The sequence below is a fragment of the Novosphingobium anseongense genome (assembly GCF_037482895.1).
GTDB classification, from domain to species: Bacteria; Pseudomonadota; Alphaproteobacteria; order Sphingomonadales; family Sphingomonadaceae; genus Novosphingobium; species Novosphingobium anseongense.
This window is the reverse complement of record NZ_JBBHJZ010000002.1, coordinates 514275-535803: the sequence shown is the minus strand read 5'-3', so window position 1 is coordinate 535803 and position 21529 is coordinate 514275. Positions and strand designations below refer to the sequence as shown.

Here is a 21529-nt window from a genome sequence, read left to right as displayed (position 1 = left end):
CCCCTTGCGATGTGCTGCCCGCCGGCGATCGGTCCGGTGGCTAGCAGGGGATAGGCATGAAATTCATCATCGCCATCATCAAGCCGTTCAAGCTCGACGAGGTGCGCGAAGCTCTCGGCGCCATCGGGGTCGCGGGGATGACCGTCTCCGAGGTCAAGGGCTTTGGACGGCAGAAGGGGCAGACCGAAATCTATCGGGGAGCCGAATATTCGACCAACATGCTCCCGAAGGTTAAGATCGAGGTCGCCGCGCCGGACAGCCTGGCTGACCAGATCGTCGAGACCATCCAGCAGACCGCCAGCACCGAAGCGATCGGCGACGGCAAGATCTTCGTTCTCGACCTCGCGTCCGCCGTGCGCATCCGCACCGGCGAGTCCGGGGACACCGCGCTTTGATGCGCGCATCCGACACATCTTCCCACAGGGGGGTAACACCATGATCCGCAAGATGATTTGCGGCGCAGGGGCGCTGGGTACGTCGCTCTTCGCCGCCACAGCCGCCTGGGCTCAGGATGCCGCGGCCACCGCTGCGGCCGCTGTCGCCACGGCTGCGCCGACGCCCGAAGCCACCGAAGCCGCCACGACCCTGATCAAGGCGCCGACCGCCGAGCAGATGGTCGGCATGGTCAACAAGGGCGACACCGCCTGGATGCTCGTCTGCGCCGCGCTGGTGCTGATGATGAGCGTTCCCGCGCTCGCGCTCTTCTACGGCGGTCTCGTCCGCACCAAGAACATGCTCAGCGTGCTGATGCAGGTTCTGACGATCGTTTCCGTCGCCGCGCTCGTCTGGGTCTGCTGGGGCTATTCGATGGCCTTCACCAGCGGCAGCGAATTCGTCGGCGGCTTCTCGAAGGCGTTCCTCGTGGGGGTCGACGCGACCACCTACGCCGCGACCTTCTCGAACAACGTCTATTTGCCCGAACTCGTCTTCGTGGTCTTCCAGATGACCTTCGCCTGCATCACGCCGGCGCTGATCGTCGGCGCTTTCGCCGAACGCGTGAAGTTCACGCCGCTGATCATCTTCGTCGTGCTCTGGCTGACCTGCATCTACTTCCCGATGGCGCACATGGTCTGGTACTGGGCCGGTCCGGACTTCCTCGTCGATGCTCCGACCGACTACGGCATGCTCTGGGGCTGGGGCGCGCTCGACTTCGCCGGTGGCACCGTCGTGCACATCAACGCCGGTATCGCGGGCCTCGTCGGCTGTATCATGATCGGCAAGCGCACGGGCTACGGCAAGGAAGCCACCCCGCCGCACTCGCTGACCATGACCATGATCGGCGCCTCGCTGCTGTGGATCGGCTGGTTCGGCTTCAACGCGGGCTCTAACCTCGAAGCCAACGCCGTTACCGCGGTCGCCTTCATCAACACCTTCGTCGCCACGGCTGCCGCTGCGGTCAGCTGGTCGATCGTCGAGAAGCTCCACCACGGCAAGCCTTCGCTGCTGGGTGCCGCCACGGGTGCCGTCGCCGGCCTCGTCGCGATCACCCCGGCCGCCGGCTTCGGCGCTCCGGGCACCTCGATCGTCCTCGGCCTGATCGTCTCGCCGATCTGCTACCTCTTCGTCAGCACGATCAAGAACAAGCTCAAGTACGACGACACGCTCGACGTCTTCGGCGTCCACTGCATCGGCGGCATCGTCGGCGCCATCGGCACCGGCATCATGGCCGCTCCGTCGCTCGGCGGTCAGGGCGTGTTCGACTACACCGTGTTCCCGGCCGGCTTCGACGCCGACAGCTATGACATGGGCAAGCAGGTCTTCGTCCAGATCAAGGCCGTGCTCTTCACGCTGGTCTTCTCGGGCGTTGGTTCGGCGATCCTGTTCTTCATCGTCGACAAGATCTTCGGTCTGCGTCCCGCGGAAGAAGCCGAGCGCGAAGGCCTCGACCTCTCCGAGCACGGCGAGCGCGCCTACAACTACTGAGACTTACCGAGCTTGGCGGGGGACGGGACCTTTCCTCCTCTCCTCCCACCCGGACCCCGCCATCCGATGTTCCTCCTGCGAACAGCAAACTAAAGGGCCGGAGCCAGCCGCTCCGGCCCCTTTTTTGTGCCGCGTCGAGGTGAGGAAGGCGAAGCCGCTCAGGACTTGCCGGCGGCCAGCATATCGACGAGTGCGCGCACCGGCGTGATATCGTAGCCAGCCGCCGCGGCATGCGCCGCGATGGTATCGGGATCGCCGCCCTGGCTGGCCTCTGCCAGCGCCCAGAGCAAGGTCGAGCGCGTACCCGAGCGGCAATAGGCCAGCACCGAGCCGCCCGCCGCCGACAGCGCCTGCGACATCGCCTCGACCTGCGCCTGGCTGAAGCCCGCGTGGGTCACGGGAATCTCGACATAGGCGAGACCAGCAGCCTGCGCCGCGGCGGCGATCTCGGCGCCGGGCGTCTGATCGTCGCTCTCGCCCTCGGGCCGGTTGTTGATGATCAGGGTGACGCCCTGGGCCGCAGCCGCTGCGACATCGGCCACCTCGATTTGCGGGCTGGCCAGCACACTGTCGGAAAGCTTGCGAAACATCGATCAATCTCCATCACGGCCGGATAATTCGGGGGAAAGCGTCTCTCTGCCAAGCGCCGCAGCGACTAGCAAGCCGATGCGAAAGGCCGCGTTGGCGACAAAAATCGAGCCTATTCATGCAAGAGACATGATTCCGTTCGCCATTCTACATTTTCTCGTATATGTCCAATGCTGCAGAGGAAAGCGTTGTGCGCGCAGCATGGACGCTTGCCCTGTCGCCTGGCGCGATTCGTCCGCGTTGCCAGGCTCGTTGGATGGGGCGAATTGAAGGTATACCTGGGTTTATGGGTTTCGACAGAGGTCGTCGCGGTAGGGGACGCGACAAGCGGGACGGTTTCGGTGAAGACGGCGGCGGCTTCGATCCGTTTGCCGGCGGTGGCGGCGGCTTCGGCGGCGGCGATCGCTTCGGCGGTGGCGGCGGCGGCGATCGCTTTGGCGGTGGCGGCGGACGCGGCGGCTTCGGCGGCGGTGATCGTGGCGGCGGCGGCGGCTTCGGCGGCCCGCGCAGCGGCGGTGGCGGCGGCTTCGGCGGCCCCCGTGGCGGTGGCGGCGGCGGTGGTGGTGGCGGCATGCCCGCCCAGGTCGTCGGCCAGGGCAAGGGTGTCGTCAAGTTCTTCAACTCGGGCAAGGGCTTCGGCTTCATCCAGCGCGATGAAGGCGGCGAAGACGTGTTCGTGCACATCAGCGCGGTCGAACGTGCCGGCCTCGAAGGCCTGGCCGAAGGCCAGCAGCTCGAGTTCACGCTGGTCGATCGCGGCGGCAAGATCTCGGCGAGCGACCTCGTGGTCGTCGGCGACGTCATCCCCGTGGAGAAGCGCGCGGAAGCTCCGCAGCGCTCGCTGACCGGTGAGAAGGCAACGGGCACGGTCAAGTTCTTCAACACCATGAAGGGCTTCGGCTTCATCACGCGTGATGACGGCCAGCCGGACGCTTTCGTTCACATCAGCGCGGTCGAGCGTTCGGGCATGTCCGCCCTGAACGAGGGCGACCGTCTCGAATTCGATATCGAGGTGGATCGACGAGGCAAGTACTCGGCGGTCAACCTGGTGCCGCGTCAGGGCTGACACCGCCGAAAAGGTTGTGGCGCACCCGCTTCCGGGCATTTGACCGGAAGCACGCGACAGAATAAACGCGCGCAAATGGCGGCCCCTAGGGTTTTCGAACCTCGGGGGGCCGCCATTTGTCGTTTGCGTTTCCTCTCGAATTCGAAATGCCGAAGGAATGTGAAATGTCGATCACCCCGCTCATGCCCGTCTACCCTCGGACCGCCTTTCGGCCCGTCCGTGGTGAGCACTGCCATCTGATCGGCGAGGACGGTCGGCGATACCTCGATTTCGCCGCGGGCATCGCGGTGAACGCGCTCGGCCATTCGCATGCGGGACTGATCGGCGCGATCCAGCATCAGGCCGCGACGCTGATGCACGTGTCCAACCTCTACGGCAGTCCGCTGGGCGAGGTGCTGGCACAGCGGCTGGTCGATCTGACCTTCGCCGACACCGTGTTCTTCACCAATTCCGGCGCCGAGGCGGTCGAATGCGCGATCAAGACCGCGCGCGCCTATCACCAGCATGTCGGCAACAACCACAAGTTCGAACTGATCACGTTCAATCAGGCCTTCCACGGCCGGACCCTCGCGACGATCAGCGCATCGAGCCAGGAGAAGATGCACAAAGGCTTCGAGCCGCTGCTCCCAGGGTTCAAATACGTCGAGTTCAACGATCTCGACGCGGTCAAGGCCGCGATCGGCCCGAACACGGCCGGCTTCCTGATCGAACCCATCCAGGGCGAGGGCGGCATCCGCGCCGCTTCGGACGATTTCATGAAAGGCCTGCGCGCGCTCGCCGACGAGCACGACCTGATCCTGGCGCTCGACGAGGTCCAATGCGGCTATGGCCGCAGCGGCACCTTCTTCGCTTATGAACAGTATGGGATCACGCCCGATGTCGTTGCCTCCGCGAAAGGTATCGGCGGGGGCTTTCCGCTCGGAGCCTGTCTGGCCACGGAGAAGGCGGCACGCGGCATGGCGGCGGGCAGCCATGGCTCGACCTATGGCGGCAACCCGCTGGCCATGGCTGCGGGCGTCGCCGTTCTCGACGCCTTCGCCGCCGAGGACGTGCTCGCCAACGTGCGCGACAAGAGCGCGAAGATCGTCGGTCGGCTCGAACAGTTCATCGGCAACTATCCCGAGCTGTTCGAGGAAGTACGCGGCCGTGGCCTGTTGCTCGGCGTCAAACTCAAGGTCGAGCCGCGCGGCTTCGTCGCACACCTGCGCGACAATCACGGCGTGCTGACCGTATCGGGCGGCGACAACACGCTGCGCATCGTTCCGCCGCTCGTCATCGACGACAGCCACATCGACGAATTCATGGACAAGCTCTCGGCGGGTGCCGCGAGCTTCCCGCTGGAGCCCGCAGGACAATGACCCGGCACTTCATCGATCTCACCGACGCAGGCGGCGATGCCCTTGCGGGGATGCTCAACGACGCGCTCGACCGGAAGGCCACGCGCGATTCCTGGCCCAAAGGCAAACCGGACGCGGATGCACCGCTCGACGGCCGTGTCCTGGCGATGATCTTCGAGAAGAACTCGACGCGCACGCGCGTTTCGTTCGACATGGCCATGCGCCAGCTCGGCGGCAGCGCGATCATCCTCGAGGCGGGCTCGACCCAGCTCGGTCGCGGCGAGACCGTGGCCGACACGGCGCGCGTGCTGAGCCGCATGGTCGATGCGATCATGATCCGTACCGACGATCACGCCAAGATCGAGGAACTCGCACACCACGCCAGCGTTCCCGTGATCAATGGCCTTACCGACCTCTCCCACCCGTGCCAGATCATGGCCGACCTGCTGACCGTAGTGGAGCGCGGCCACGCGCTGCCCGGGCTCCAGCTCGCCTGGCTGGGCGACGGCAACAACGTGCTGCACTCGCTGATCGAGGCGGCAGGTCTGATGAAGTTCACCGTTCGCGTCGGCGGTCCGGCGGGCTACGAGCCCGATGGCGGTTTCGTCGAGCGCGCGCGCGCGGCGGGCGGCGAAGTGATATTCACGCAGGACCCACGCGAGGCCGTGGCGGGCGCGCAGGTCGTGGTCACCGACACCTGGGTCTCGATGGGCCAGGCCGGCGGCGACGTCCACATCGCGGCGATGCAGCCATATCAGGTCGATGCCGGGCTGATGGGCGCGGCCGCCCAGGACGCGATCTTCATGCACTGCCTGCCCGCGCACCGCGGCGAGGAAGTGACCGACGAAGTCATGGACGGGCCGCAGTCGGTCATCTGGGACGAGGCGGAGAACCGCATTCATGCCCAGAAGTCGATCCTGCGCTGGGTCTTCGGCCAGATTTGACGTCATGAAACACGAGGCCGCCCTGCCCGAAGGCGAGACCGGTTTCGACCGGGTGCTCGCCTTCGCGCTACCGCAACGCGACGCCCGCGGCCGCGTGGTGCGGCTCGGCCCCGCGCTCGACACGATTCTCTCGGCGCACGAATATCCGACCGCGATCCGCCATCTTTTGGCAGAAGCGCTGGTGCTGACCGCGCTGATCGGATCGCTGCTCAAGGACGAAGCCGGCCAGTTGACGATCCAGGCCCAGGCCCAGAACCGGGGCGGCATCGTCGATCTGCTCGTCTGCGACTACCGTGCCGGGGAAGTCCGCGGCTATGTCCGCTTCGATCCCGAGCGACTGGCTGCGCTCGAAACCTATCCGACGATCACGGCACTGTTCGGCGCCGATGCCTATCTGGCGCTGACCTTCGATCTCGCCACAACCAAGCAGCGCTACCAGGGCATCGTCCCGCTCGAAGGCGAATCGCTGGCGGAGGCCTGCCAGTCCTATTTCGCTCAGTCCGAACAGATCCCGACGCTGATCCGCACGGGAATCCGCTGGGATGGTCACCACTGTGTCGCCGCGGGTCTGCTGGTCCAGCATCTGCCCGAGGGCGAAGAAGGCCGGGAACGCCTGCACGTCCGGCTCGACCACCCCGAATGGGACCATGTGGCGACGCTGGCCGGGAGCACCCGGCACGAAGAGCTCGTCGATCCGGCACTCTCGCTCGAGGCACTGGTCTGGCGGCTGTTCCACGAGGAAGACGAGGTCCGCGTCGAACGGCTCGATCCCCTGACGCGCGGCTGCCGTTGCAGCGCCGAATATTATGAAGGCGTGCTTTCGCGGTTCCCCGAAGAGGACCGCCAGGACATGCGCGGCGAGGACGGAATGATCTCTGTCGACTGCGCGTTCTGCTCGCGGATCTTCAAGATCGCTTGAAAATCAGCACTTCATCGCTCATATTGCACGCTTGATCGGTGCTGAACTTATCCTGACCATTTCACTGCACAGATCGCGGTGAAGATCAGGAACCACCAACCTCAAGCCGACGCGACGGGACCTAGGGATGAAAAGCCGGATGCGAATTGCTGTGGCGGCAACGGGCATGCTCGTCGCTCTCGCCGCACCCTCGGCGGCGCAGCGACCTGCGCTCGCCATGCTCGGCCAGCTCGAGGCGGGCCGTTGGGAACTGCGTATCCGTGACACAGGCTCGGTCGAACGCCTGTGTCTTCCTGATATCCGCCGACTCATCCAGCTGCGCCATCCCGCAGACAGCTGCGAGCGGCTGGTCGTCGACGACGGCGCCAGCGAGGTCACCGTGCAATACACCTGTCGCGGCCGCGGATACGGCCGCACCCATATCCGACGCGAGACCAACAGGCTCGTCCAGATCGACAGCCAGGGCATCGCCGACGGCCTGCCCTTCTCTTTCGCCGCCGAGGCACGCAAGGTCGGTGATTGCGCGACCTGAGCCCGGTTGCCAGGCTGGCACCGAGGGGCTAGCCCGGAACGATGTCGACACTTCCCCCGGGTAATGGCCGAGAGGCCGTGGTGCTGCTGTCGGGCGGCCTGGACTCCATGGTCGTCGCCGGTCTCGCACGCGAAGCCGGCTATCGCGTCAACGCCCTGACGATCGACTACAACCAGCGTCACCGGCGCGAGCTCGATGCCGCGCGGACGGTCGCGCAGGACATCAGCGCAGCGCGACACGTGATCCTGCCGCTCGACCTGCGCCAGTTCGGCGGTTCGGCGCTCACCGACGATATCGCCGTTCCCAAAGACGGCGTCGCCGAAGACGTCATCCCGGTCACCTATGTGCCCGCGCGGAATCTCGTGTTCCTGTCGCTGACGCTGGCCTGGGCCGAGGCGCTCTCGGCGCGCGACATCTTCATCGGCGTCAACGCGCTCGACTATTCGGGCTATCCCGATTGCCGGCCCGAATTCATCGCCGGTTTCGCCGATCTCGCCGACCTGGCGACCAAGGCGGGCGCCGAAGGCGAACGCTTCGCGATCCACGCGCCGCTCCAGTTTCTCGGCAAGGCCGAGATCGCGCAGGAAGCGCACCGCCTGGGCTTCGATCCTGCCATGAGCTGGTCGTGCTACGATCCGCAGCCCGACGGCCGCGCCTGCGGGCGCTGCGACAGTTGCCGGCTGCGCCGCGCGGGCTTCGCCGATGCGGGCCTCGTGGATGGCACCCTCTATGCTGCAGACTGAACCGGCGCCCATCGCCCAGGAAGATCGCGAGCCCGCGGTCGAGAGCGAGCCTTATCGCTTCTACGTGCTCGGCGTGTTGATGCTGGTCTATGCGCTGAACTTCATCGACCGCCAGCTCATCACCATCCTCGCGCCCGATCTCAAGCGCGATCTCGGCATCAGCGACAGCGATTTCGGCTTTCTCTATGGGACGGCCTTCGGGGTGTTCTATGCCGTGTTCGGCATCCCGCTGGGCAAGCTCGCCGACCACTGGTCGCGCGTGCGACTGCTCGCCGTAGGCCTGGCGCTGTGGTCCGCGCTGACCACGCTGTCGGGTTTCGCCAAGAACTTCACCCAACTCGGTGCCGCACGCATCGGCGTGGGCATCGGCGAAGCGACCGCCAGCCCTTGCGCCTATTCGCTGGTCAGCGACTATTTTCCGCCGCGGCGACGCGCGCTGGCCCTGTCGATCTATTCGGCGGGGCTCTACGTCGGCGGCGGCATTTCGCTCGCTTTCGGCAGTTCGATCGCCGCAGAATGGAACGCGCATTTCATCGACGGCAGCGCGCCGCTCGGCCTGGTCGGCTGGCAGGTCGCCTTCATGACGATGGGCGTTCCCGGCCTCTTGCTGGCCCTGCTGGTAACGACCATGCGCGAGCCCCCGCGCGGGCGCTTCGATCCACCCCACGACGGACCCGAGACGGCATTGGTGAAGCCCCTGGCCGACTTCGTGCGCTCGCTCGAAAGCGTGCTGCCGCCTTTCACGCTGATCGCCGCCGGTCGCCACGGCATCGGCGCGCTACTGGTCAACGCCGCCGGCGCTGTGACCGCGTGCCTGCTCGTCTGGGGCATGCAGCGACTGACCGGCGACCTCGTCCAGTGGATCGCCTTCGCGCTCGGATGCTATGCAGTGTTTTCGTGGGGCCAGAGCCTGCGCCTGCGCGACAGCGCGACTTTCGATGCCGTCTGCCGCTCGCGCGCGCTGGTCGGCGTCACGCTCGGCTATGGGCTCGTCACGATCGTCGGCTATGCGATGACCGCCTTCGCGCCACTCTATGCGATCGAGGTGCTTGGCGCCGATGCGCGCGAGGCAGGCTTCTGGCTAGGCGGCGCGGGCACGCTGGGCGGGATCATCGGCGTCGTCGGTTCGGGTGCCCTCGCAGACAGACTGGCTGGCAGCACGCACAATCACCGTCGGGTTTGGGTGATCGCCGGGACTGCGATCGGGTCCGCACTGCTTTACGCCCTGATGTTCACCGCCAGCGACCGCTCGGTCTACTATGCCCTGAGTTTCATCGGCTGGATCTTCTTCGCCGGCACGCTCGGCGGATCGTCGGGCGCCGTGGTCAATGCCGTGCCCGCGCGCGTGCGCGGGATCGCCACGGCCGGCTTCGTCCTCGGATCGACGCTGCTCGGGCTGGCGCTCGGCCCCTATTCGGCGGGCAAGTTCTCGGCCCTGCTCGGTGGGCTCGGCAACGGACTGCTCGTCCTGCTGGTCGTCGTGCCGTTCGGCTTGATCGCGCTCGCCGTAGCCGAGCGCGATCTTCGCCGTAGGGCCATCACCCCCGCGTAAGCACACCGCAGGCGACACGACCGCCGCTGTTGCCGCTTGGATCGGTGCGGTTGTCATCGGGGCCGGCGTGGATCACCACGGCGGTGCCGTCGGCATCGAACAGAGCGGCCGTGAGCTGTGCGGCCGTCCCGGTCAGGCCTGCGGTCAGGGCGCCCTTGCCGTCGGTTCCGGCAATCAGGTTGGGCAGGTCGCCCAGGTGCGGTCCCTGCGGATTGGCCGTGCCATGCAGCTTGCCGTGCGGATTGAGATGGCCACCGGCAGTTGAGAAATCGGGCGCCTCGCACTTGCCCACCGTGTGCAGATGCGCGCCGTGCGCGCCCGGCGCCACACCGGTTACTTCGATCTTCAGTTCCCACCGGCCGTTGCGATTGGCGATCCAGGCCTTGCCGCGCGGCGTGCCGTCGATCGCCTTGAGCGTGGCGCTGGCAAGCGCGGCGGGACGGGCGGCACGGGTGGGCTTCGCATTGGCCGCGACGACAAGTGCCGACGTGACAAGCGCGCCAGCAGCGAGCAGCAGGGGTAGGGTTTTGGTCGTCATGTGGGGCCTCCGGCTAGACGCCCCGCATCTTAGTGAAGGGCCGTGCACGCACAACGAAAAAGGGGCCGGATTGCTCCGGCCCCCCAATCGTTTTGCCCTGTCGGGAACTTACTGACCCGAACCCGGACCGTAAGTGATCTCGACGCGACGGTTCTGCAGCTCGCGCACGCCGTCCGCAGTCGGGACGCGCGGGTTGCTTTCGCCGAAGGCCTGGCCGGTGATCGAGCCGTCGGGAATGCCACGGGCGCCCAGATACGAGCGGACCGAGGTGTTACGACGCTCGGACAGGCCGAGGTTGTACTGGACGGTACCCGAACGGTCAGCATAGCCAGCCAGCATGATCGGAACGCGATCGCAGTTGGCATAGGCGCTGATCGCGCTGTCGAGGATCGTCGCGGCCTCCGGCGTGATGTCCGACTTATCCCAGTCGAAGAACACGATGTACGGACCCTTGTTGCACACAGCCTGCGGCGGAGGCGGCGGCGGCGGGGGCGGCGGGGGAGGCGGCGGCGGGGGCGGCGGGGGCGGCGGCGGAGCTTCGCCACCGAAGTTGTAGGTCAGGCTTGCCAGCAGCGAGTGCGAGCGGAAGCGCGTGCTGACCGGCAGACCCGCGTTGTTCACCACGTCGACATTGTCGACGTTGAAGAAGCGATACTTCAGACCCACGTCGACATGGTCGCTGAGCGGCGTGCGAACGCCGGCCAGAGCCTGCCAAGCGAAGCCGCTGTCGCTGTCGTTGATGGCAGCCGAGGCGCCGAGGTTGGCGGCCGGGCTGGTTGCCTGGAGCTTGACGCGAGCAACACCGACACCACCGCCGACGAAGCCCTGGATGCCGTCATCGTTGCCGAAGTCGAGCAGGCCGTTCAGCATGAAGCTGAGAGCGCTGGCACCGCCATCGATCTGGGCACCCGTGAAGGTGGCCGCACCGACGCGGTAGTCTTCGCCTTCGTTCGCGCGACGATAGCTGGCTTCGGTTTCGAGACGGAACGCACCGAAGTCGTAACCGATCACGCCACCGAAGTCATAGCCGGTTGCGAGGTCGAGATTGCTGGCATTGTTGACGTTGTTGATGTCGAACTGGAGATCTTCAACGATCATCGCGCCGCCGTCAGCTTCGACGTACCACGAACCTTCGCGCGCCAAAGCCGGTGTGGCGAGGGCTGAAGTAGCCAGCGCCATCCCAATGACGAGTTTCCGCATTATTGTTCCCCTATTATAGAGACTGGAGCCACCGAGTGCGGCCTTGTCTACTGCCTTAAATTTACCCGCGCAAGTGTGCAAAACTGACCGCTGTTGCAGAAATGCCGCGATTCCGGTGGGTTGCGAACCAGAAACGACCGCCCAACGGGCTTCGTCGATTTTCGGCAGTTCCCTCACGTTCGTTCCCTCACGGCTCGCCGGAATATATCCCGGCGTCTTTAAGCGCGGCAATCATTTCCACAATTGCTTGGCGAGCTTCGGCATCAACGACGCTGCCGCCGATTGGTTCCAGCGGCGCACCAAGAAATCTCCAGGAGCCGAAAAAACGTCGTTCCTGACCCGTCGAGCGATCGAGCAGACGCAGGCCGTCGCGCGGGCTGACGAAGATCCAGTTGTCCGCCTGACGGGACGCCAGCTTGCCCGCCTGCCCCGCCCAGACGCCGCTCGGCGTGGCGCCGACCAGCCAGGCCTCGCCATCCGTCGGCGAGGACGGCGGCACCGCGGCCTCGCCCTCGATCGCACAGTGCAGCAAGGCATCGGTCAAGGCATGGGCCTCGTTGACGAAGACCTCCTTCTGGGACTGGCCCGGGAATAGCAAAGGCAGCCCATAGCGCGGGCTGGCGGTGTCGAAGAGAAACGGATCGCTCATGGCGGACCTCCATCAGGCGAGTGTGGTGAGGACCAAAGGTTCGGAAAGCGCATGACTGCCCTGCTGGCGCACGCGCAGTACGCCCGCCGGCAGCGCGGCCAGGGTTACCGCGGAAAGCGCGAGCCGCGGCTCGTCGATCTGCCAGACGGCTGGGCACTCGCGGTGACGTTCGACGTCTCCGCCAGTGCCGCCAGAAATGTCACCCTCCAGTTCTTGGGCGCGCCATAGCGGCGACGCGGTCGATCGGCGGCGTTATCATCTAGGCGCATGTAGAAATTCCCATCGATGGCGGCCTGGCCCGAAGGCGACTCACTTCATCGCGATGTTCCCGTTATGTACCTATTAAGCGTGACGACGTCACGCGGAAATAACCCATTTGGTTATTGCTCCCGGAATCGCGCCCGTCTAAACGGCAGCATCGCCCGGACGGATCGGCGCGGGAGAACCACATGCTGCGCCGCCTCTATGATTGGACCATGGCCAAGGCCGCGCATCCCAAGGCCGAATGGTGGCTCGCGCTGTTCGCATTCGTCGAGGCCAGCTTCTTCCCGATCCCGCCGCATCCGCTGCTGGGGCTGATGTGCCTGGCCGAGCCCAAGAAGGCGATCCGCTTCGCGGTGATCGCCACGCTCGCCTCGGTCCTGGGCGGCATGCTCGGCTATGCGATCGGCTATTTCGTCTACGAGAGCGTCGGCACCCAGATGCTCGCGGCGCTGGGCTTGGCCGAGAGCTTCCCCCAAGCCGCCTGCTACCTGCGCGAATACGGTGCCGAGATCATTATGATCAAGGGCGCGACACCGATTCCGTTCAAGCTGCTGACGATCACCGCGGGCTTCATCGCCATGCCGCTGCTGACCTTCATCGGCGCCAGCCTGGTCTCGCGCTCGATCAGCTTCATGATCGTCGGCATTCTGTTCCGCCTGTTCGGCGCGCCGATCAAGGCCTTCATCGACAAGTACCTGGGCCTTGCCACGGCGGCTTTCGCGGTCGCCGTGGTCGGCGGCTTCGTCGCGGTGGTGATGCTCAGCGGCGGCGGCGAAGAGACCAGCGCGAAATGCAAGCAGGTCGCGGCCATCGTCGCGACGGCGAAATAGGGCCCGCCAAAAGCCTGCTATTGCCGCTGCTGACGGCGACCGCCCCAGCCCCGATCGCTGGAACCCTGGCCGCCGGCATCCGGACCACGCGGCCGACCCTGCCAGCCTTCACCCGACTGCTGGCGTTGCTGGCGCTGCGCCTGCCAGGCCTCGCGGCGCTGCTGGCGCGCTTCGTCGGTCAGGCGTTGGCCCGATTGCTGGCGCTGCACCTGCCAGGCTTCTCGACGCTGCTGGCGGGCCTCATCGGTCAGGCCCTGGCCCGACTGCTGGCGCCGCGTCTGCCAAGCCTCGCGGCGCTGTTGACGCGCTTCGTTGGTGAGGCCCTGACCCGAAGGCTGGCGCTGGCCGCGCCAGGCCGAATTGCCGTCGCGGCGGAAGCCGCTCCAGTCGTTGCGGCCCGGGCGACTGCCGCGGCGGCCTTCCCAATAGGCGCGCTGGCGATCGTTCCAGCGGTGGCGGGTGCCGCCGCGATCGTAGATGTAGTAGCCAGCGCCCGGATAGTAGAAGTCGTCGTACCAACCCCAATAGGGGTCACCATAATAGCCGCCCCCACCATAGCCGGTGCCGTAGCCGAGGCTGACGCCGCCATAGCCGTAGTCGTCGGTGACGCAGCCCGAGAGGCCGAATGCGGAAGCGGCGAGAAGCGCCGCGAAAAGGCGAGTCTTCATGAAGCTAAACTCTCAAAAGCCCGATTAACCGGGACTGACGAAAAGTAAACGCCTGGAAAGTCGCGATAGTTGCGGCTCAACCGACCGCCTGGGTCAGCGCCTCGGCCTCGCGCCGCAGCCGTTCGCCCACTTCGGGTCGCCGCGCGGCGGTCAGGCGCTCGGCCGGGCCGGTCAGCACGAGCGCGCCCGCAGGCACGCCCTGGCGCGAGACGATCGCCGAAGCCATGGCCACCGCGCTCGGCGCGACCTCGCCGTCGTTGACCGCATAGCCGCGCGTCAGGGTCGCGCGGAATTCCTCGCGCATGGCCGACGTCACGCCCCGTCCCAGCAGGCGTTCCTGCTCGGGCTCGGGCAGGTGCGGCAGGATCGCCCGCGCGGTCGCCGTACCTTCGACCAGTACGACCATGCCCACGGGCTGGGCCATGCGCAGCAGGTGCTCGCTCTCGATCGCGTCGATGACGACGAACTGGTCGCCGTCCGGCACGGTCAGGTAGGCGGTCTCCCCGGTCTCGCTGCGCAGCCGCTCGAGCGCGGGCCGCGCGCGCTGGCGCAGGCTGTCGGTCGAGTGCGGCGGACGCGCGATCGTCAGCACGTGTGGGGTCAGCTCCCATTGCCCCGACGCGCCGACGGCGCCACGAATCCAGCCGGCGTCGGCGAGGGTCATCAGGTCGCGCTGCACGGCCGACTTGTCCGCCTCGAGCACGCGCGCGAGGGCGCTGACGCCGATCGGCTGGCTCGCCGCAATCTCCTCGAACACCTTGAGCACGCGCGAGGCGCTGGAACTCCGCTTGACCGCCATGCCCATCCCTGCAATGTTACTATTCGATAAATCATATTACATTGTAATACGAATAGCGCAAGCGGAGAGATGGGGCGATGGCACGGATCGATGTCGACGGACTGGAGATCGACTACGAACTGATCGGCGACGAGAACGCCCCGCCGCTGATGCTGACTCCGGGCGGCCGCTACCCGCGGGATACCGCCGGCGTACCCGAGCTGGCCAGGATTTTCGCCGACAACGGCTATCGCGTGCTGATGTGGGACCGCCCGGGCTGCGGCGCCTCGGACATCGCCTTCACCGCGCCCAGCGAATCGGTGATGAACGCCGAGGCCGGTGCCGGCCTGATCCGCGCGCTCGGTCTCAAGGACATCACGCTCGTCGGCGGCTCGGCCGGATCGCGCATCTCGTTGATGATCGGCACGCGCATGCCCGAAAACGTCAAGAAGATCGCGGTCTGGTGGCTGTCGGGCGGCGCGATCGGTCTGGCCGGCCTCGCCTGGTTCTACTGCGGCGATCAGGTCGCGGCCTGCTCGAAGGGCGGCATGGAAGCGGTCGCCGCGCTGCCGAGCTGGGCCGATCAGACCGCGCGCAACCCGCGCATCCGCGAGATCCTGCTGCGCCAGGATCCCGACACCTACATCGCAACGATGCAGAAGTGGGCCGCCGCCTTCAACTATCGCGAAGACACGCCGATGCCCGGCCTCACCGAGACCGACTTCGCCAAGCTGACGATGCCGATTCTCGTTTTCCGCAGCGGCAAGAGCGACATGGCGCACACCCGCCGCACCAGCGAATGGGTCAACGAACTGCTGCCCAATTCCACGTTCCGCGAGCCGCCCTGGGACGACCAGGAGTGGAACTACGTCTCGACCTTCCCGATGGATTCGGCCAATCGCCGCGGCCGTTTCGAACGCTGGCCGCTGATCGCGCCCGACGTGCTGGAGTTCCTCAAGGACTAGCCCTGGTCGTCGCATCGCCCCCACGGAAAACCGGCGCCCACTTTTCCGCGCGATGCTCTGGCGATAGGCTTGCGCGCAAGCGAACAACGGGAGACGGACATGGCGATCGATGCCGAACTCGAGCGCAAGCTGCGCGAACAGGTGGACCGCAGCGAAATCTGGCGCGTGATGCAGAAGTACGGCCGCGGACTCGACCGGCTCGACAAGCCGCTCGCGCTGTCGTGCTACTGGGAGGACGCCATCGAGGACCACGGCAACTACGTTGGCCATCCCAGCGATTTCATCGACTGGGCCGACCAGTCTACCCTCGCCTTCCAGTCGAGCCAGCACGGCCTGCTCAACCATTCGTGCGACCTCCAGGGCGACGACGCCTATTGCGAAACCTATTACCTGTTCAGCGGCGTGACCGGCGGGCCGACCAACTTCATGTCCACCGGCCGCTACATCGACCATTTCCAGAAGCGTGACGGCGTCTGGAAGATCGCCAACCGCGTCTGCATCATCGAGGGCAAGTTCGACGTGCCGGCGTCGCAGTTCGGCGCCGACCTGCCGGAGGCTTACACGCCCGAGGAGCCCTGCCAGGCCGCGCGAGACCGCACCGACGTGTCCTATCACCGCCCGCCGGTGCCGCGGCGGCCCAAGCAGCTGGCCTGACCATCGGGAACCCTCCTTCGCACCGGGCATTGCACCCGGCGTAGAAGGAGGCCCCCATGTCAGCAGCGAATCCCCTGACCATCGCTATCGTCGTCGGCAGCCTACGCCGGGAATCGATCAACCGCCGCTTCGCCGAAGCGCTGACCAGGCTGCCCGGGGCCAAGGGCATCGGCTTCACCTGGCCCGCGATCGGCGACCTGCCGCTCTACAATCAGGACGACGACGCCGATCAGCCCGCGGCGACCAAGCGCCTCAAGGCCGAGATCCGCGCCGCCGACGGCGTGATCTTCGTCACCCCCGAATACAACCGCTCGATCCCCGGCGTGCTCAAGAACGCGCTCGACCATGCCTCTCGCCCCTATGGCGACAGCGCGTGGGCAAAGAAGCCGGCGGCGGTGATCGGCACGACGCAAAGCCCCGCAGGCACCGCGCTGGCACAGCAGCACCTGCGCAACGTGATCGCCTATCTCGACATGCCGACGCTCAACGCGCCCGAGGTCTATATCCAGATGACCGACGCGCTGATCACGCCCGAGGGCACGATCGGCCCGAAGAGCGCCGAATTCCTCGACAGCTGGATGCAGGCCTTCGTGGCCTGGGTCGAGCGGCACCGCAGCTGATTGCGGCGGCCCGGAATTTATTGGCCAGGCGATACCGCGCGCGGCAAACTGGCCGAACACGAACGAGGGAACATTGAGATCATGAAGCGATTGATCCTGCCGGCCGTGCTGTGCCTGGCGCTCGCCGGGTGCGGCGGTAGTCCCGATACCCCTGGCGCCAAGGCGGCGCACGATCGCCACGAGAATTTCGAAGCGATCGGCAAAGCCTTCAAGACGATTGGCGACGAACTCAAGAAGGGCGCCCCCGACCTCGCTGCGATCAAGACCCAGGCCACCAAGATCAATGGCTTCGCGCCGCAGGTGAAGGACTGGTTCCCCGCCGGCTCGAGTCCGAAGGACGGCGTCAAGACCGACGCGCTCGCGGCGATCTGGGAGCAGCCCGACGAATTCGGCAAGGCCGCCGCGCGCTTCGCCGAAGCTGCCGCAGCGCTCGACGCCGCGGCAGCTTCGGGCGATCTCGCCGCGGTGCGCGGAGCCACCGGCCCGCTGGGCGCCGCCTGCAAGAGCTGCCACGAGCGCTTCCGCGAAAAGGATTGATCGCACCGTTGTCCCGCGTCCCCGAGCTGGGGAACGCGGGAGGCCGGCTATCACGGAGCCGTTTCCGCTTCCGCCCGCTCGCGCCGCTTGCGCGCCCAGATGTTGAGCGCTTCGACACCGGCCGAGAAGGCCATGGCGACGTAGATGTAGCCCTTGGGTACGTGCACGCCGAAACCATCGGCGATCAGCACGACGCCGATCATCAGCAGGAAGCCCAGCGCCAGCATGACCACGGTCGGGTTCTGGTTGATGAACTCGGCCAGCGGATCGGCGGCGACGAGCATGACCACGACGGCCGAGATCACCGCGATCACCATGATCGGCAGGTGATCGGTCATGCCCACGGCCGTGAGGATCGAATCGATCGAGAAGACGAGATCGAGCAGCAGGATCTGGACGATCGCCGACCCGAAGCTCAGCGCCGCCTTGCCGGCGACGCCGCTCTTCGTCTCGCCACCGCCGAACACGCTCTCCGCCGGGCGCGGATCGACGTTGTGGTGGATCTCCTTGGTCGCCTTCCACACGAGGAACAGGCCGCCGGCAATCAGGATCAGATCACGCCAGGAGAACTGCGTCTCGAACGTCGGTTCGCCGTGTGGGCCGGGCATGCCCTGAAGCCCGAGGTCGATCACCGGTGCGGTCAGGCCGACCAGCCAGGCGATCGTCGTGAGCAGGCCCAGACGCATGATCAGCGCCAGCGCGATGCCCGTGCGCCGCGCCTTCTGCCGCTGCTCGGGCGGCAGCTTGTTCGAGAGGATCGAGATGAAGATGAGGTTGTCGATGCCGAGCACGATCTCCATGATCACCAGAGTCAGGAGCGCGGCCCAGACGGCCGGATCGGAAAATAGCGTGACAAGTCCGTCCACGTTGGTCCCTTTACATCAGCGAGGCCATGGCCTCAGCGGGGCTGGTGTCGATCGGGTCACGCGCGGTGAATGAGGCCAAGGATTGGGCCGCCTGCACCGAGAGTGACTCGATGCGGTCCGACATCACGATCGTCGCTGAACGATCGCCAGAGGGGCCCGGGCCGCAGCTCGATACTATGAGCAGTCGAGTAATCCATCAAGCCAGTCTCGGTTCCCGGATCAGGCGCGCTCGTCCTTCGCCGATTCCATGACGATGTAGCTGGTGATCGTCGCCACCTGCGGCAGGGCGCCGAGCACTTCGGTGTGGAAGTGCTTGTAGGCGGCAAGGTCGGGCACTTCGACGCGTAGCAGGAATTCGATCGAGCCCGTGACGTTGTGGCATTCGCGCACCGCCGGCGCTTCCAGCATGGCGCGTTCGAAGGCGCGCTGTTCGTTGATCGTATGCCGCGATAGGCCGACCGCGACATAGGCGATGAAGCCCCCGCCCATGGCGATCGGATCGAGCACGGCGCGGTAGCCGCGGATCACGCCGATGCGCTCGAGCTCGGACACGCGGCGCGAACAGGCCGAAGGCGAAAGCCCGACGCGATCGGCGAGTTCGGCATTGCTCAGCCGGCCCTCTCGCGAGAGCTCGTGCAATATTCCACGGTCGATCCGATCCATTTCCGGCGATCCTTGCAAATAAACCGCAACCTGATCGAGGATATGCACCCAATCGCCGCGCGTCACGCGCTATCATTGCGCTATCATGCTCGACACCGGCACCCTCATAGCGCTCGCGGTCTTCGCTTTGGTCTCTTCGGCCACGCCCGGGCCCAACAACCTGATGCTGATGGCATCGGGGACCAATTTCGGCTTCGCGCGCAGCAGCGCTCACATGCTGGGTGTGGCCCTGGGGTTCGTAGCGATGATCGTCGTGGTCGGAAGCGGCGTCGGCCTTGCTATCCATTCGAGCTACTACGCCGGGCTGACGCTCAAGGTCGCGAGCACGGTCTACATGCTCTACCTCGCCTGGAAGATCGCCACGGCGCCGCCGCCGAATGTCGAACTGCGCGCCGGCGGCAAGCCGATGACCTTCGTTCAGGCCGCGGCGTTCCAGTGGGTCAATCCCAAGGCCTGGGCCATGGCGCTGACCGCGACCGCGGTCTACGTGCCCGCCGACAACCAGGCGCTCGGGCTCGTCCAGGTCGCCGTTGTCTTCGGCATGATCAACCTGCCCGTGGTCAGTATATGGACCGCGCTAGGCGTGCAGCTGCGCCGTCTGCTCGACCGCCCGCAGACCCTGCGCGCGTTCAACGTGGTGATGGCGCTGCTGCTCGTCGCATCGCTCTATCCGACGCTGACGATGGAGGCGTGAGCCGGGATCAGATGATCCCGACCGTCCGGCCCGCGCGTTCGAACATGCCGATGATCGTCTGAACCTGCTCGGCCGAATGTTCGGAGCAGAGCGAGCAGCGCAGCAGGGTCATGTTGGCCGGGGTCGCCGGCGGCCGCGCCAGGTTGACGTAGAGGCCTTCCTTGAGCAGCGCTTCCCACATGCCTGCGCCGCGCTCGAGATCGGGCATGATGACCGAGATGATCGCGCTCTGCGGGTTGTCGGTGCCGAGCTGGAAGCCACGGTCCTTGAGGCCCTTGTGCAGGGTGCGCGAATTTTCCCAGAGGTGCGCGCGCTTGTCGCCGGCATGCATGAGCTTGCGGATCGAGGTCGCGGCCGTGGCGACGACGCTGGGCGGCAGGCTGGCGGTGAACACGTAAGGCCGGCAGACCAGCCGCAGGATCTCGAACTTGGGATGGTTCGACACGCAGAAGCCGCCGACCGTGCCGACGCTCTTGCTGAAGGTGCCGATGACGAAGTCCACCTGGTCGAGCACGCCCTGGTCCTCGGCGACGCCGCGGCCGTTGGGACCGATGAAACCCATCGAATGCGCCTCGTCGACCAGGACCATCGCGCCGTTCGCCTTGGCGACCGCGATCATCTCCTTGAGCGGGGCGATGTCGCCCATCATCGAATAGACGCCCTCGAGGATGACGAGCTTGCCGGCGCCCTCGGGAATGCGCTTGAGGCGCTTTTCCATCGCCTCGATGTCGTTGTGCTTGAACGGCACGACTTCCGCGTCGCCCATCTTGCAGCCGTCCCAGATCGAGGCGTGGCTGTCGATGTCGAGGACGATGTAGTCGCCCTTGCCGGCGATCGTCGAGATGACACCCAGGTTCGCCTGGTAACCGGTCGAGAACACCATGGCGTGGTCCATGGCGTAGAAGTCGCAGAGCGCCTGCTCGACCGCCTTGTGTCCCGCATAGGTGCCGTTGAGCACCCGGCTGCCCGTCGTGCCCGCGCCGAAATCGTCGAGCGCCTGCTTGCCCGCGGCGATCACGTCGGGGTCGAAGGTCATGCCCATGTAGTTGTAGGTGCCGAGCAGGATCGTCTCGCGACCGTTGCAGATCGCCGTGGTCGGCGAGAGCACCTTCTCCATGACCAGGCTAAACGGATCCTCGACGCCCGAGGCCAGCAGCCCGGCGCGCAGGTCGATGATCGGCTGGAACTTGTCGAAAAGATCGCCCCTGGGCGCCGTGTCGTGCGCGGTATCGCTCATGTCCCGATCAGCCCTGCAGCTTGACCACGGCATCGACGAGCTGGCCGTAGGTCTCGATCTCGGCCTGCTGGTTCATGCTGATGATGATGTCGAACTCGTCCTCGATCGCCGCGACGAAATCCATCACGGTCAGGCTGTCGAACTCGAGGTCGCCCGAGAAGGTCGAGGCGTCGGTGATCGCGATGCCCTTCTTGTTGAAGGGCGCGATCAGCGCTCCGATACGATCGGCAGTGGCGGCGCGGTCGATGGTCAAGAAGATGCTCCCGAAACAGGTCTGGCGCTCTGGCCAAGAAATGCGGCGCAAAAGCGGCGCTTGGACACGGTGTCAAGTCTAAGGGAAACCGTGCAGGTCGCCAGAGCTAGAGCGCGGGCCGCTCTACGAGGCCCTTCACCGCCACCATGAACGGACCGATCGACACCGGCTTGGCCAGATAGGAATCGGCGCCCGCCTCGCGGATGCGCTCCTCATCGCCCTTGCCGGCATAGGCCGTGACGGCCAGAACGGGAATCATGCGCAGCAGCGGATCGGCCTTGGCGGCCTCGATCAGGTCGAGTCCCGAGACGTTCGGCAGCTGGATGTCCATGATGATCAGGTTGGGAACGAAGTTTTTCGCCTTGTCGAGCGCGTCGAGTCCATCGGACACGGGTTCGACGGCGTAGCCCTGACTCTTCAGGACATCGCAGAACAGCTTTCGATTGAGATCGTTGTCCTCGACAACGAGGATTCGCTTTGCCATTCGCCCGCCCGCGCACCATGTTGCG

Annotated in this window: 27 protein-coding genes; 16 read left to right on the top strand and 11 right to left on the bottom strand. The window is 66.0% G+C overall.

Annotation, left to right across the window (positions count from 1 at the left end):
* Positions 1–56: 56 nt before the first annotated feature.
* Together WG901_RS11310 and WG901_RS11305 are read left to right on the top strand one after the other, a co-directional pair.
* Positions 57–395, top strand: a complete 339-nt coding sequence (locus WG901_RS11310; RefSeq protein ID WP_217404757.1) for a P-II family nitrogen regulator — start codon at positions 57–59, stop codon at positions 393–395.
* 40 nt (positions 396–435) lie between these two features.
* Positions 436–1923 carry an ammonium transporter gene (locus tag WG901_RS11305; RefSeq protein ID WP_339587168.1) on the top strand — a complete coding sequence of 496 codons (1488 nt, stop codon included), beginning with the start codon at positions 436–438 and terminating at the stop codon, positions 1921–1923.
* Between the two features lie 158 nt (positions 1924–2081).
* Here the strand turns inward: WG901_RS11305 and WG901_RS11300 are convergent, their stop codons facing one another.
* On the bottom strand, positions 2082–2513 hold the full coding sequence (locus WG901_RS11300; RefSeq protein ID WP_339587167.1) for a protein tyrosine phosphatase family protein: 432 nt from the start codon (positions 2511–2513) through the stop codon (positions 2082–2084).
* Positions 2514–2797: 284 nt separating this feature from the next.
* Between WG901_RS11300 and WG901_RS11295 the strand changes: the two genes are divergently transcribed.
* From WG901_RS11295 to WG901_RS11265, 7 genes are all read left to right on the top strand, one after another.
* On the top strand, positions 2798–3577 hold the full coding sequence (locus WG901_RS11295; protein ID WP_339587166.1) for a cold-shock protein: 780 nt from the start codon (positions 2798–2800) through the stop codon (positions 3575–3577).
* A 164-nt stretch (positions 3578–3741) separates the two neighbouring features.
* On the top strand, positions 3742–4935 hold the full coding sequence (locus WG901_RS11290) for an aspartate aminotransferase family protein (RefSeq protein WP_339587165.1): 1194 nt from the start codon (positions 3742–3744) through the stop codon (positions 4933–4935).
* Positions 4932–5858 (top strand): ornithine carbamoyltransferase, encoded by a 927-nt coding sequence (gene argF, locus WG901_RS11285; RefSeq protein ID WP_339587164.1) that lies wholly within the window; start codon positions 4932–4934, stop codon positions 5856–5858. The genes WG901_RS11290 and argF overlap by 4 nt, the downstream gene beginning before the upstream one ends.
* 4 nt (positions 5859–5862) lie before the next feature.
* On the top strand, positions 5863–6777 hold the full coding sequence (locus tag WG901_RS11280; RefSeq protein ID WP_339587163.1) for an Hsp33 family molecular chaperone HslO: 915 nt from the start codon (positions 5863–5865) through the stop codon (positions 6775–6777).
* A gap of 166 nt (positions 6778–6943) precedes the next feature.
* Positions 6944–7309: a DUF3617 domain-containing protein gene (locus WG901_RS11275; RefSeq protein ID WP_339587162.1), complete on the top strand. Its 366-nt coding sequence runs from the start codon at positions 6944–6946 to the stop codon at positions 7307–7309.
* A 41-nt stretch (positions 7310–7350) separates the two neighbouring features.
* A complete protein-coding gene (gene queC, locus WG901_RS11270; protein WP_339587161.1) occupies positions 7351–8052 on the top strand; it encodes a 7-cyano-7-deazaguanine synthase QueC in 702 nt (233 codons plus the stop codon).
* Positions 8039–9604, top strand: a complete 1566-nt coding sequence (locus WG901_RS11265) for a spinster family MFS transporter (protein WP_339587160.1) — start codon at positions 8039–8041, stop codon at positions 9602–9604. The genes queC and WG901_RS11265 overlap by 14 nt, the downstream gene beginning before the upstream one ends.
* Here the strand turns inward: WG901_RS11265 and WG901_RS11260 are convergent.
* From WG901_RS11260 to WG901_RS11250, 3 genes are all read right to left on the bottom strand, one after another.
* The gene (locus WG901_RS11260) at positions 9591–10142 is read right to left on the bottom strand and encodes a superoxide dismutase family protein (RefSeq protein ID WP_339587159.1); all 552 of its coding nucleotides are present in this window, start codon (positions 10140–10142) and stop codon (positions 9591–9593) included. The two genes, WG901_RS11265 and WG901_RS11260, sit on opposite strands and share 14 nt — an antisense overlap.
* Before the next feature lie 108 nt (positions 10143–10250).
* Positions 10251–11342 carry an OmpA family protein gene (locus tag WG901_RS11255; protein ID WP_339587158.1) on the bottom strand — a complete coding sequence of 364 codons (1092 nt, stop codon included), beginning with the start codon at positions 11340–11342 and terminating at the stop codon, positions 10251–10253.
* A 187-nt stretch (positions 11343–11529) separates the two neighbouring features.
* The gene (locus tag WG901_RS11250) at positions 11530–11991 is read right to left on the bottom strand and encodes a DUF2793 domain-containing protein (protein WP_339587157.1); all 462 of its coding nucleotides are present in this window, start codon (positions 11989–11991) and stop codon (positions 11530–11532) included.
* A gap of 51 nt (positions 11992–12042) precedes the next feature.
* Between WG901_RS11250 and WG901_RS11245 the strand changes: the two genes are divergently transcribed.
* A complete protein-coding gene (locus WG901_RS11245; RefSeq protein ID WP_339587156.1) occupies positions 12043–12219 on the top strand; it encodes a hypothetical protein in 177 nt (58 codons plus the stop codon).
* A 221-nt stretch (positions 12220–12440) separates the two neighbouring features.
* On the top strand, positions 12441–13085 hold the full coding sequence (locus tag WG901_RS11240) for a YqaA family protein (RefSeq protein ID WP_339587155.1): 645 nt from the start codon (positions 12441–12443) through the stop codon (positions 13083–13085).
* A 17-nt stretch (positions 13086–13102) separates the two neighbouring features.
* On the opposite strand, the gene WG901_RS11235 is transcribed toward WG901_RS11240, so the two are convergent.
* Both WG901_RS11235 and WG901_RS11230 read right to left on the bottom strand, forming a co-directional pair.
* Positions 13103–13753, bottom strand: a complete 651-nt coding sequence (locus WG901_RS11235) for a peptidase (protein ID WP_339587154.1) — start codon at positions 13751–13753, stop codon at positions 13103–13105.
* 76 nt (positions 13754–13829) lie between these two features.
* A complete protein-coding gene (locus WG901_RS11230) occupies positions 13830–14552 on the bottom strand; it encodes an IclR family transcriptional regulator (RefSeq protein ID WP_339587153.1) in 723 nt (240 codons plus the stop codon).
* Positions 14553–14629: 77 nt separating this feature from the next.
* Here WG901_RS11230 and WG901_RS11225 point away from each other — a divergent pair, with 77 nt between their 5' ends.
* The 4 genes from WG901_RS11225 to WG901_RS11210 all read left to right on the top strand — a co-directional run bounded on the left by WG901_RS11225 (position 14630) and on the right by WG901_RS11210 (position 17307).
* On the top strand, positions 14630–15496 hold the full coding sequence (locus WG901_RS11225; RefSeq protein ID WP_339587152.1) for an alpha/beta fold hydrolase: 867 nt from the start codon (positions 14630–14632) through the stop codon (positions 15494–15496).
* A 99-nt stretch (positions 15497–15595) separates the two neighbouring features.
* Positions 15596–16150, top strand: coding sequence for a nuclear transport factor 2 family protein (locus tag WG901_RS11220; protein ID WP_339587151.1), 555 nt, complete (start codon positions 15596–15598; stop codon positions 16148–16150).
* Positions 16151–16206: 56 nt separating this feature from the next.
* On the top strand, positions 16207–16770 hold the full coding sequence (locus WG901_RS11215; RefSeq protein WP_339587150.1) for an NADPH-dependent FMN reductase: 564 nt from the start codon (positions 16207–16209) through the stop codon (positions 16768–16770).
* Positions 16771–16851: 81 nt separating this feature from the next.
* Complete coding sequence (locus WG901_RS11210; RefSeq protein ID WP_339587149.1) at positions 16852–17307, top strand: c-type cytochrome; 456 nt, start codon at positions 16852–16854, stop codon at positions 17305–17307.
* Between the two features lie 50 nt (positions 17308–17357).
* On the opposite strand, the gene WG901_RS11205 is transcribed toward WG901_RS11210, so the two are convergent.
* Both WG901_RS11205 and WG901_RS11200 read right to left on the bottom strand, forming a co-directional pair.
* Positions 17358–18173, bottom strand: coding sequence for a TerC family protein (locus tag WG901_RS11205; protein ID WP_339587148.1), 816 nt, complete (start codon positions 18171–18173; stop codon positions 17358–17360).
* A gap of 219 nt (positions 18174–18392) precedes the next feature.
* Positions 18393–18836 carry an Lrp/AsnC family transcriptional regulator gene (locus WG901_RS11200; RefSeq protein ID WP_339587147.1) on the bottom strand — a complete coding sequence of 148 codons (444 nt, stop codon included), beginning with the start codon at positions 18834–18836 and terminating at the stop codon, positions 18393–18395.
* Positions 18837–18921: 85 nt separating this feature from the next.
* Between WG901_RS11200 and WG901_RS11195 the strand changes: the two genes are divergently transcribed.
* Positions 18922–19530, top strand: a complete 609-nt coding sequence (locus tag WG901_RS11195) for a LysE family translocator (RefSeq protein ID WP_339587146.1) — start codon at positions 18922–18924, stop codon at positions 19528–19530.
* 7 nt (positions 19531–19537) lie between these two features.
* Here the strand turns inward: WG901_RS11195 and spt are convergent, their stop codons facing one another.
* The 3 genes from spt to WG901_RS11180 form a co-directional block, all read right to left on the bottom strand.
* Entirely contained in the window at positions 19538–20767 is a 1230-nt protein-coding gene (gene spt / locus WG901_RS11190) for a serine palmitoyltransferase (protein ID WP_339587145.1), read from the bottom strand.
* A gap of 7 nt (positions 20768–20774) precedes the next feature.
* Positions 20775–21014: an acyl carrier protein gene (locus WG901_RS11185; protein ID WP_339587707.1), complete on the bottom strand. Its 240-nt coding sequence runs from the start codon at positions 21012–21014 to the stop codon at positions 20775–20777.
* Between the two features lie 112 nt (positions 21015–21126).
* Positions 21127–21504: a response regulator gene (locus WG901_RS11180; RefSeq protein ID WP_264444461.1), complete on the bottom strand. Its 378-nt coding sequence runs from the start codon at positions 21502–21504 to the stop codon at positions 21127–21129.
* Positions 21505–21529 lie beyond the last annotated feature (25 nt).

What these genes read in the sequence shown, in the direction of transcription:
- WG901_RS11295 (WP_339587166.1), top strand. Translation starts at nt 2,798, where the DNA reads ATGGGTTTCGACAGAGGTCGTCGCGGTAGGGGACGCGACAAGCGGGAC.
- WG901_RS11255 (WP_339587158.1), bottom strand. Translation starts at nt 11,342, where the DNA reads ATGCGGAAACTCGTCATTGGGATGGCGCTGGCTACTTCAGCCCTCGCC.
- WG901_RS11240 (WP_339587155.1), top strand. Translation starts at nt 12,441, where the DNA reads ATGCTGCGCCGCCTCTATGATTGGACCATGGCCAAGGCCGCGCATCCC.
- spt (WP_339587145.1), bottom strand. Translation starts at nt 20,767, where the DNA reads ATGAGCGATACCGCGCACGACACGGCGCCCAGGGGCGATCTTTTCGAC.
- queC (WP_339587161.1), top strand. Translation starts at nt 7,351, where the DNA reads ATGTCGACACTTCCCCCGGGTAATGGCCGAGAGGCCGTGGTGCTGCTG.
- WG901_RS11195 (WP_339587146.1), top strand. Translation starts at nt 18,922, where the DNA reads ATGCTCGACACCGGCACCCTCATAGCGCTCGCGGTCTTCGCTTTGGTC.
- WG901_RS11245 (WP_339587156.1), top strand. Translation starts at nt 12,043, where the DNA reads ATGACTGCCCTGCTGGCGCACGCGCAGTACGCCCGCCGGCAGCGCGGC.
- WG901_RS11300 (WP_339587167.1), bottom strand. Translation starts at nt 2,513, where the DNA reads ATGTTTCGCAAGCTTTCCGACAGTGTGCTGGCCAGCCCGCAAATCGAG.
- argF (WP_339587164.1), top strand. Translation starts at nt 4,932, where the DNA reads ATGACCCGGCACTTCATCGATCTCACCGACGCAGGCGGCGATGCCCTT.
- WG901_RS11280 (WP_339587163.1), top strand. Translation starts at nt 5,863, where the DNA reads ATGAAACACGAGGCCGCCCTGCCCGAAGGCGAGACCGGTTTCGACCGG.
- WG901_RS11260 (WP_339587159.1), bottom strand. Translation starts at nt 10,142, where the DNA reads ATGACGACCAAAACCCTACCCCTGCTGCTCGCTGCTGGCGCGCTTGTC.
- WG901_RS11235 (WP_339587154.1), bottom strand. Translation starts at nt 13,753, where the DNA reads ATGAAGACTCGCCTTTTCGCGGCGCTTCTCGCCGCTTCCGCATTCGGC.
- WG901_RS11290 (WP_339587165.1), top strand. Translation starts at nt 3,742, where the DNA reads ATGTCGATCACCCCGCTCATGCCCGTCTACCCTCGGACCGCCTTTCGG.
- WG901_RS11230 (WP_339587153.1), bottom strand. Translation starts at nt 14,552, where the DNA reads ATGGCGGTCAAGCGGAGTTCCAGCGCCTCGCGCGTGCTCAAGGTGTTC.
- WG901_RS11210 (WP_339587149.1), top strand. Translation starts at nt 16,852, where the DNA reads ATGAAGCGATTGATCCTGCCGGCCGTGCTGTGCCTGGCGCTCGCCGGG.
- WG901_RS11220 (WP_339587151.1), top strand. Translation starts at nt 15,596, where the DNA reads ATGGCGATCGATGCCGAACTCGAGCGCAAGCTGCGCGAACAGGTGGAC.
- WG901_RS11250 (WP_339587157.1), bottom strand. Translation starts at nt 11,991, where the DNA reads ATGAGCGATCCGTTTCTCTTCGACACCGCCAGCCCGCGCTATGGGCTG.
- WG901_RS11215 (WP_339587150.1), top strand. Translation starts at nt 16,207, where the DNA reads ATGTCAGCAGCGAATCCCCTGACCATCGCTATCGTCGTCGGCAGCCTA.
- WG901_RS11305 (WP_339587168.1), top strand. Translation starts at nt 436, where the DNA reads ATGATCCGCAAGATGATTTGCGGCGCAGGGGCGCTGGGTACGTCGCTC.
- WG901_RS11310 (WP_217404757.1), top strand. Translation starts at nt 57, where the DNA reads ATGAAATTCATCATCGCCATCATCAAGCCGTTCAAGCTCGACGAGGTG.
- WG901_RS11200 (WP_339587147.1), bottom strand. Translation starts at nt 18,836, where the DNA reads ATGGATCGGATCGACCGTGGAATATTGCACGAGCTCTCGCGAGAGGGC.
- WG901_RS11275 (WP_339587162.1), top strand. Translation starts at nt 6,944, where the DNA reads ATGCTCGTCGCTCTCGCCGCACCCTCGGCGGCGCAGCGACCTGCGCTC.
- WG901_RS11180 (WP_264444461.1), bottom strand. Translation starts at nt 21,504, where the DNA reads ATGGCAAAGCGAATCCTCGTTGTCGAGGACAACGATCTCAATCGAAAG.
- WG901_RS11265 (WP_339587160.1), top strand. Translation starts at nt 8,039, where the DNA reads ATGCTGCAGACTGAACCGGCGCCCATCGCCCAGGAAGATCGCGAGCCC.
- WG901_RS11225 (WP_339587152.1), top strand. Translation starts at nt 14,630, where the DNA reads ATGGCACGGATCGATGTCGACGGACTGGAGATCGACTACGAACTGATC.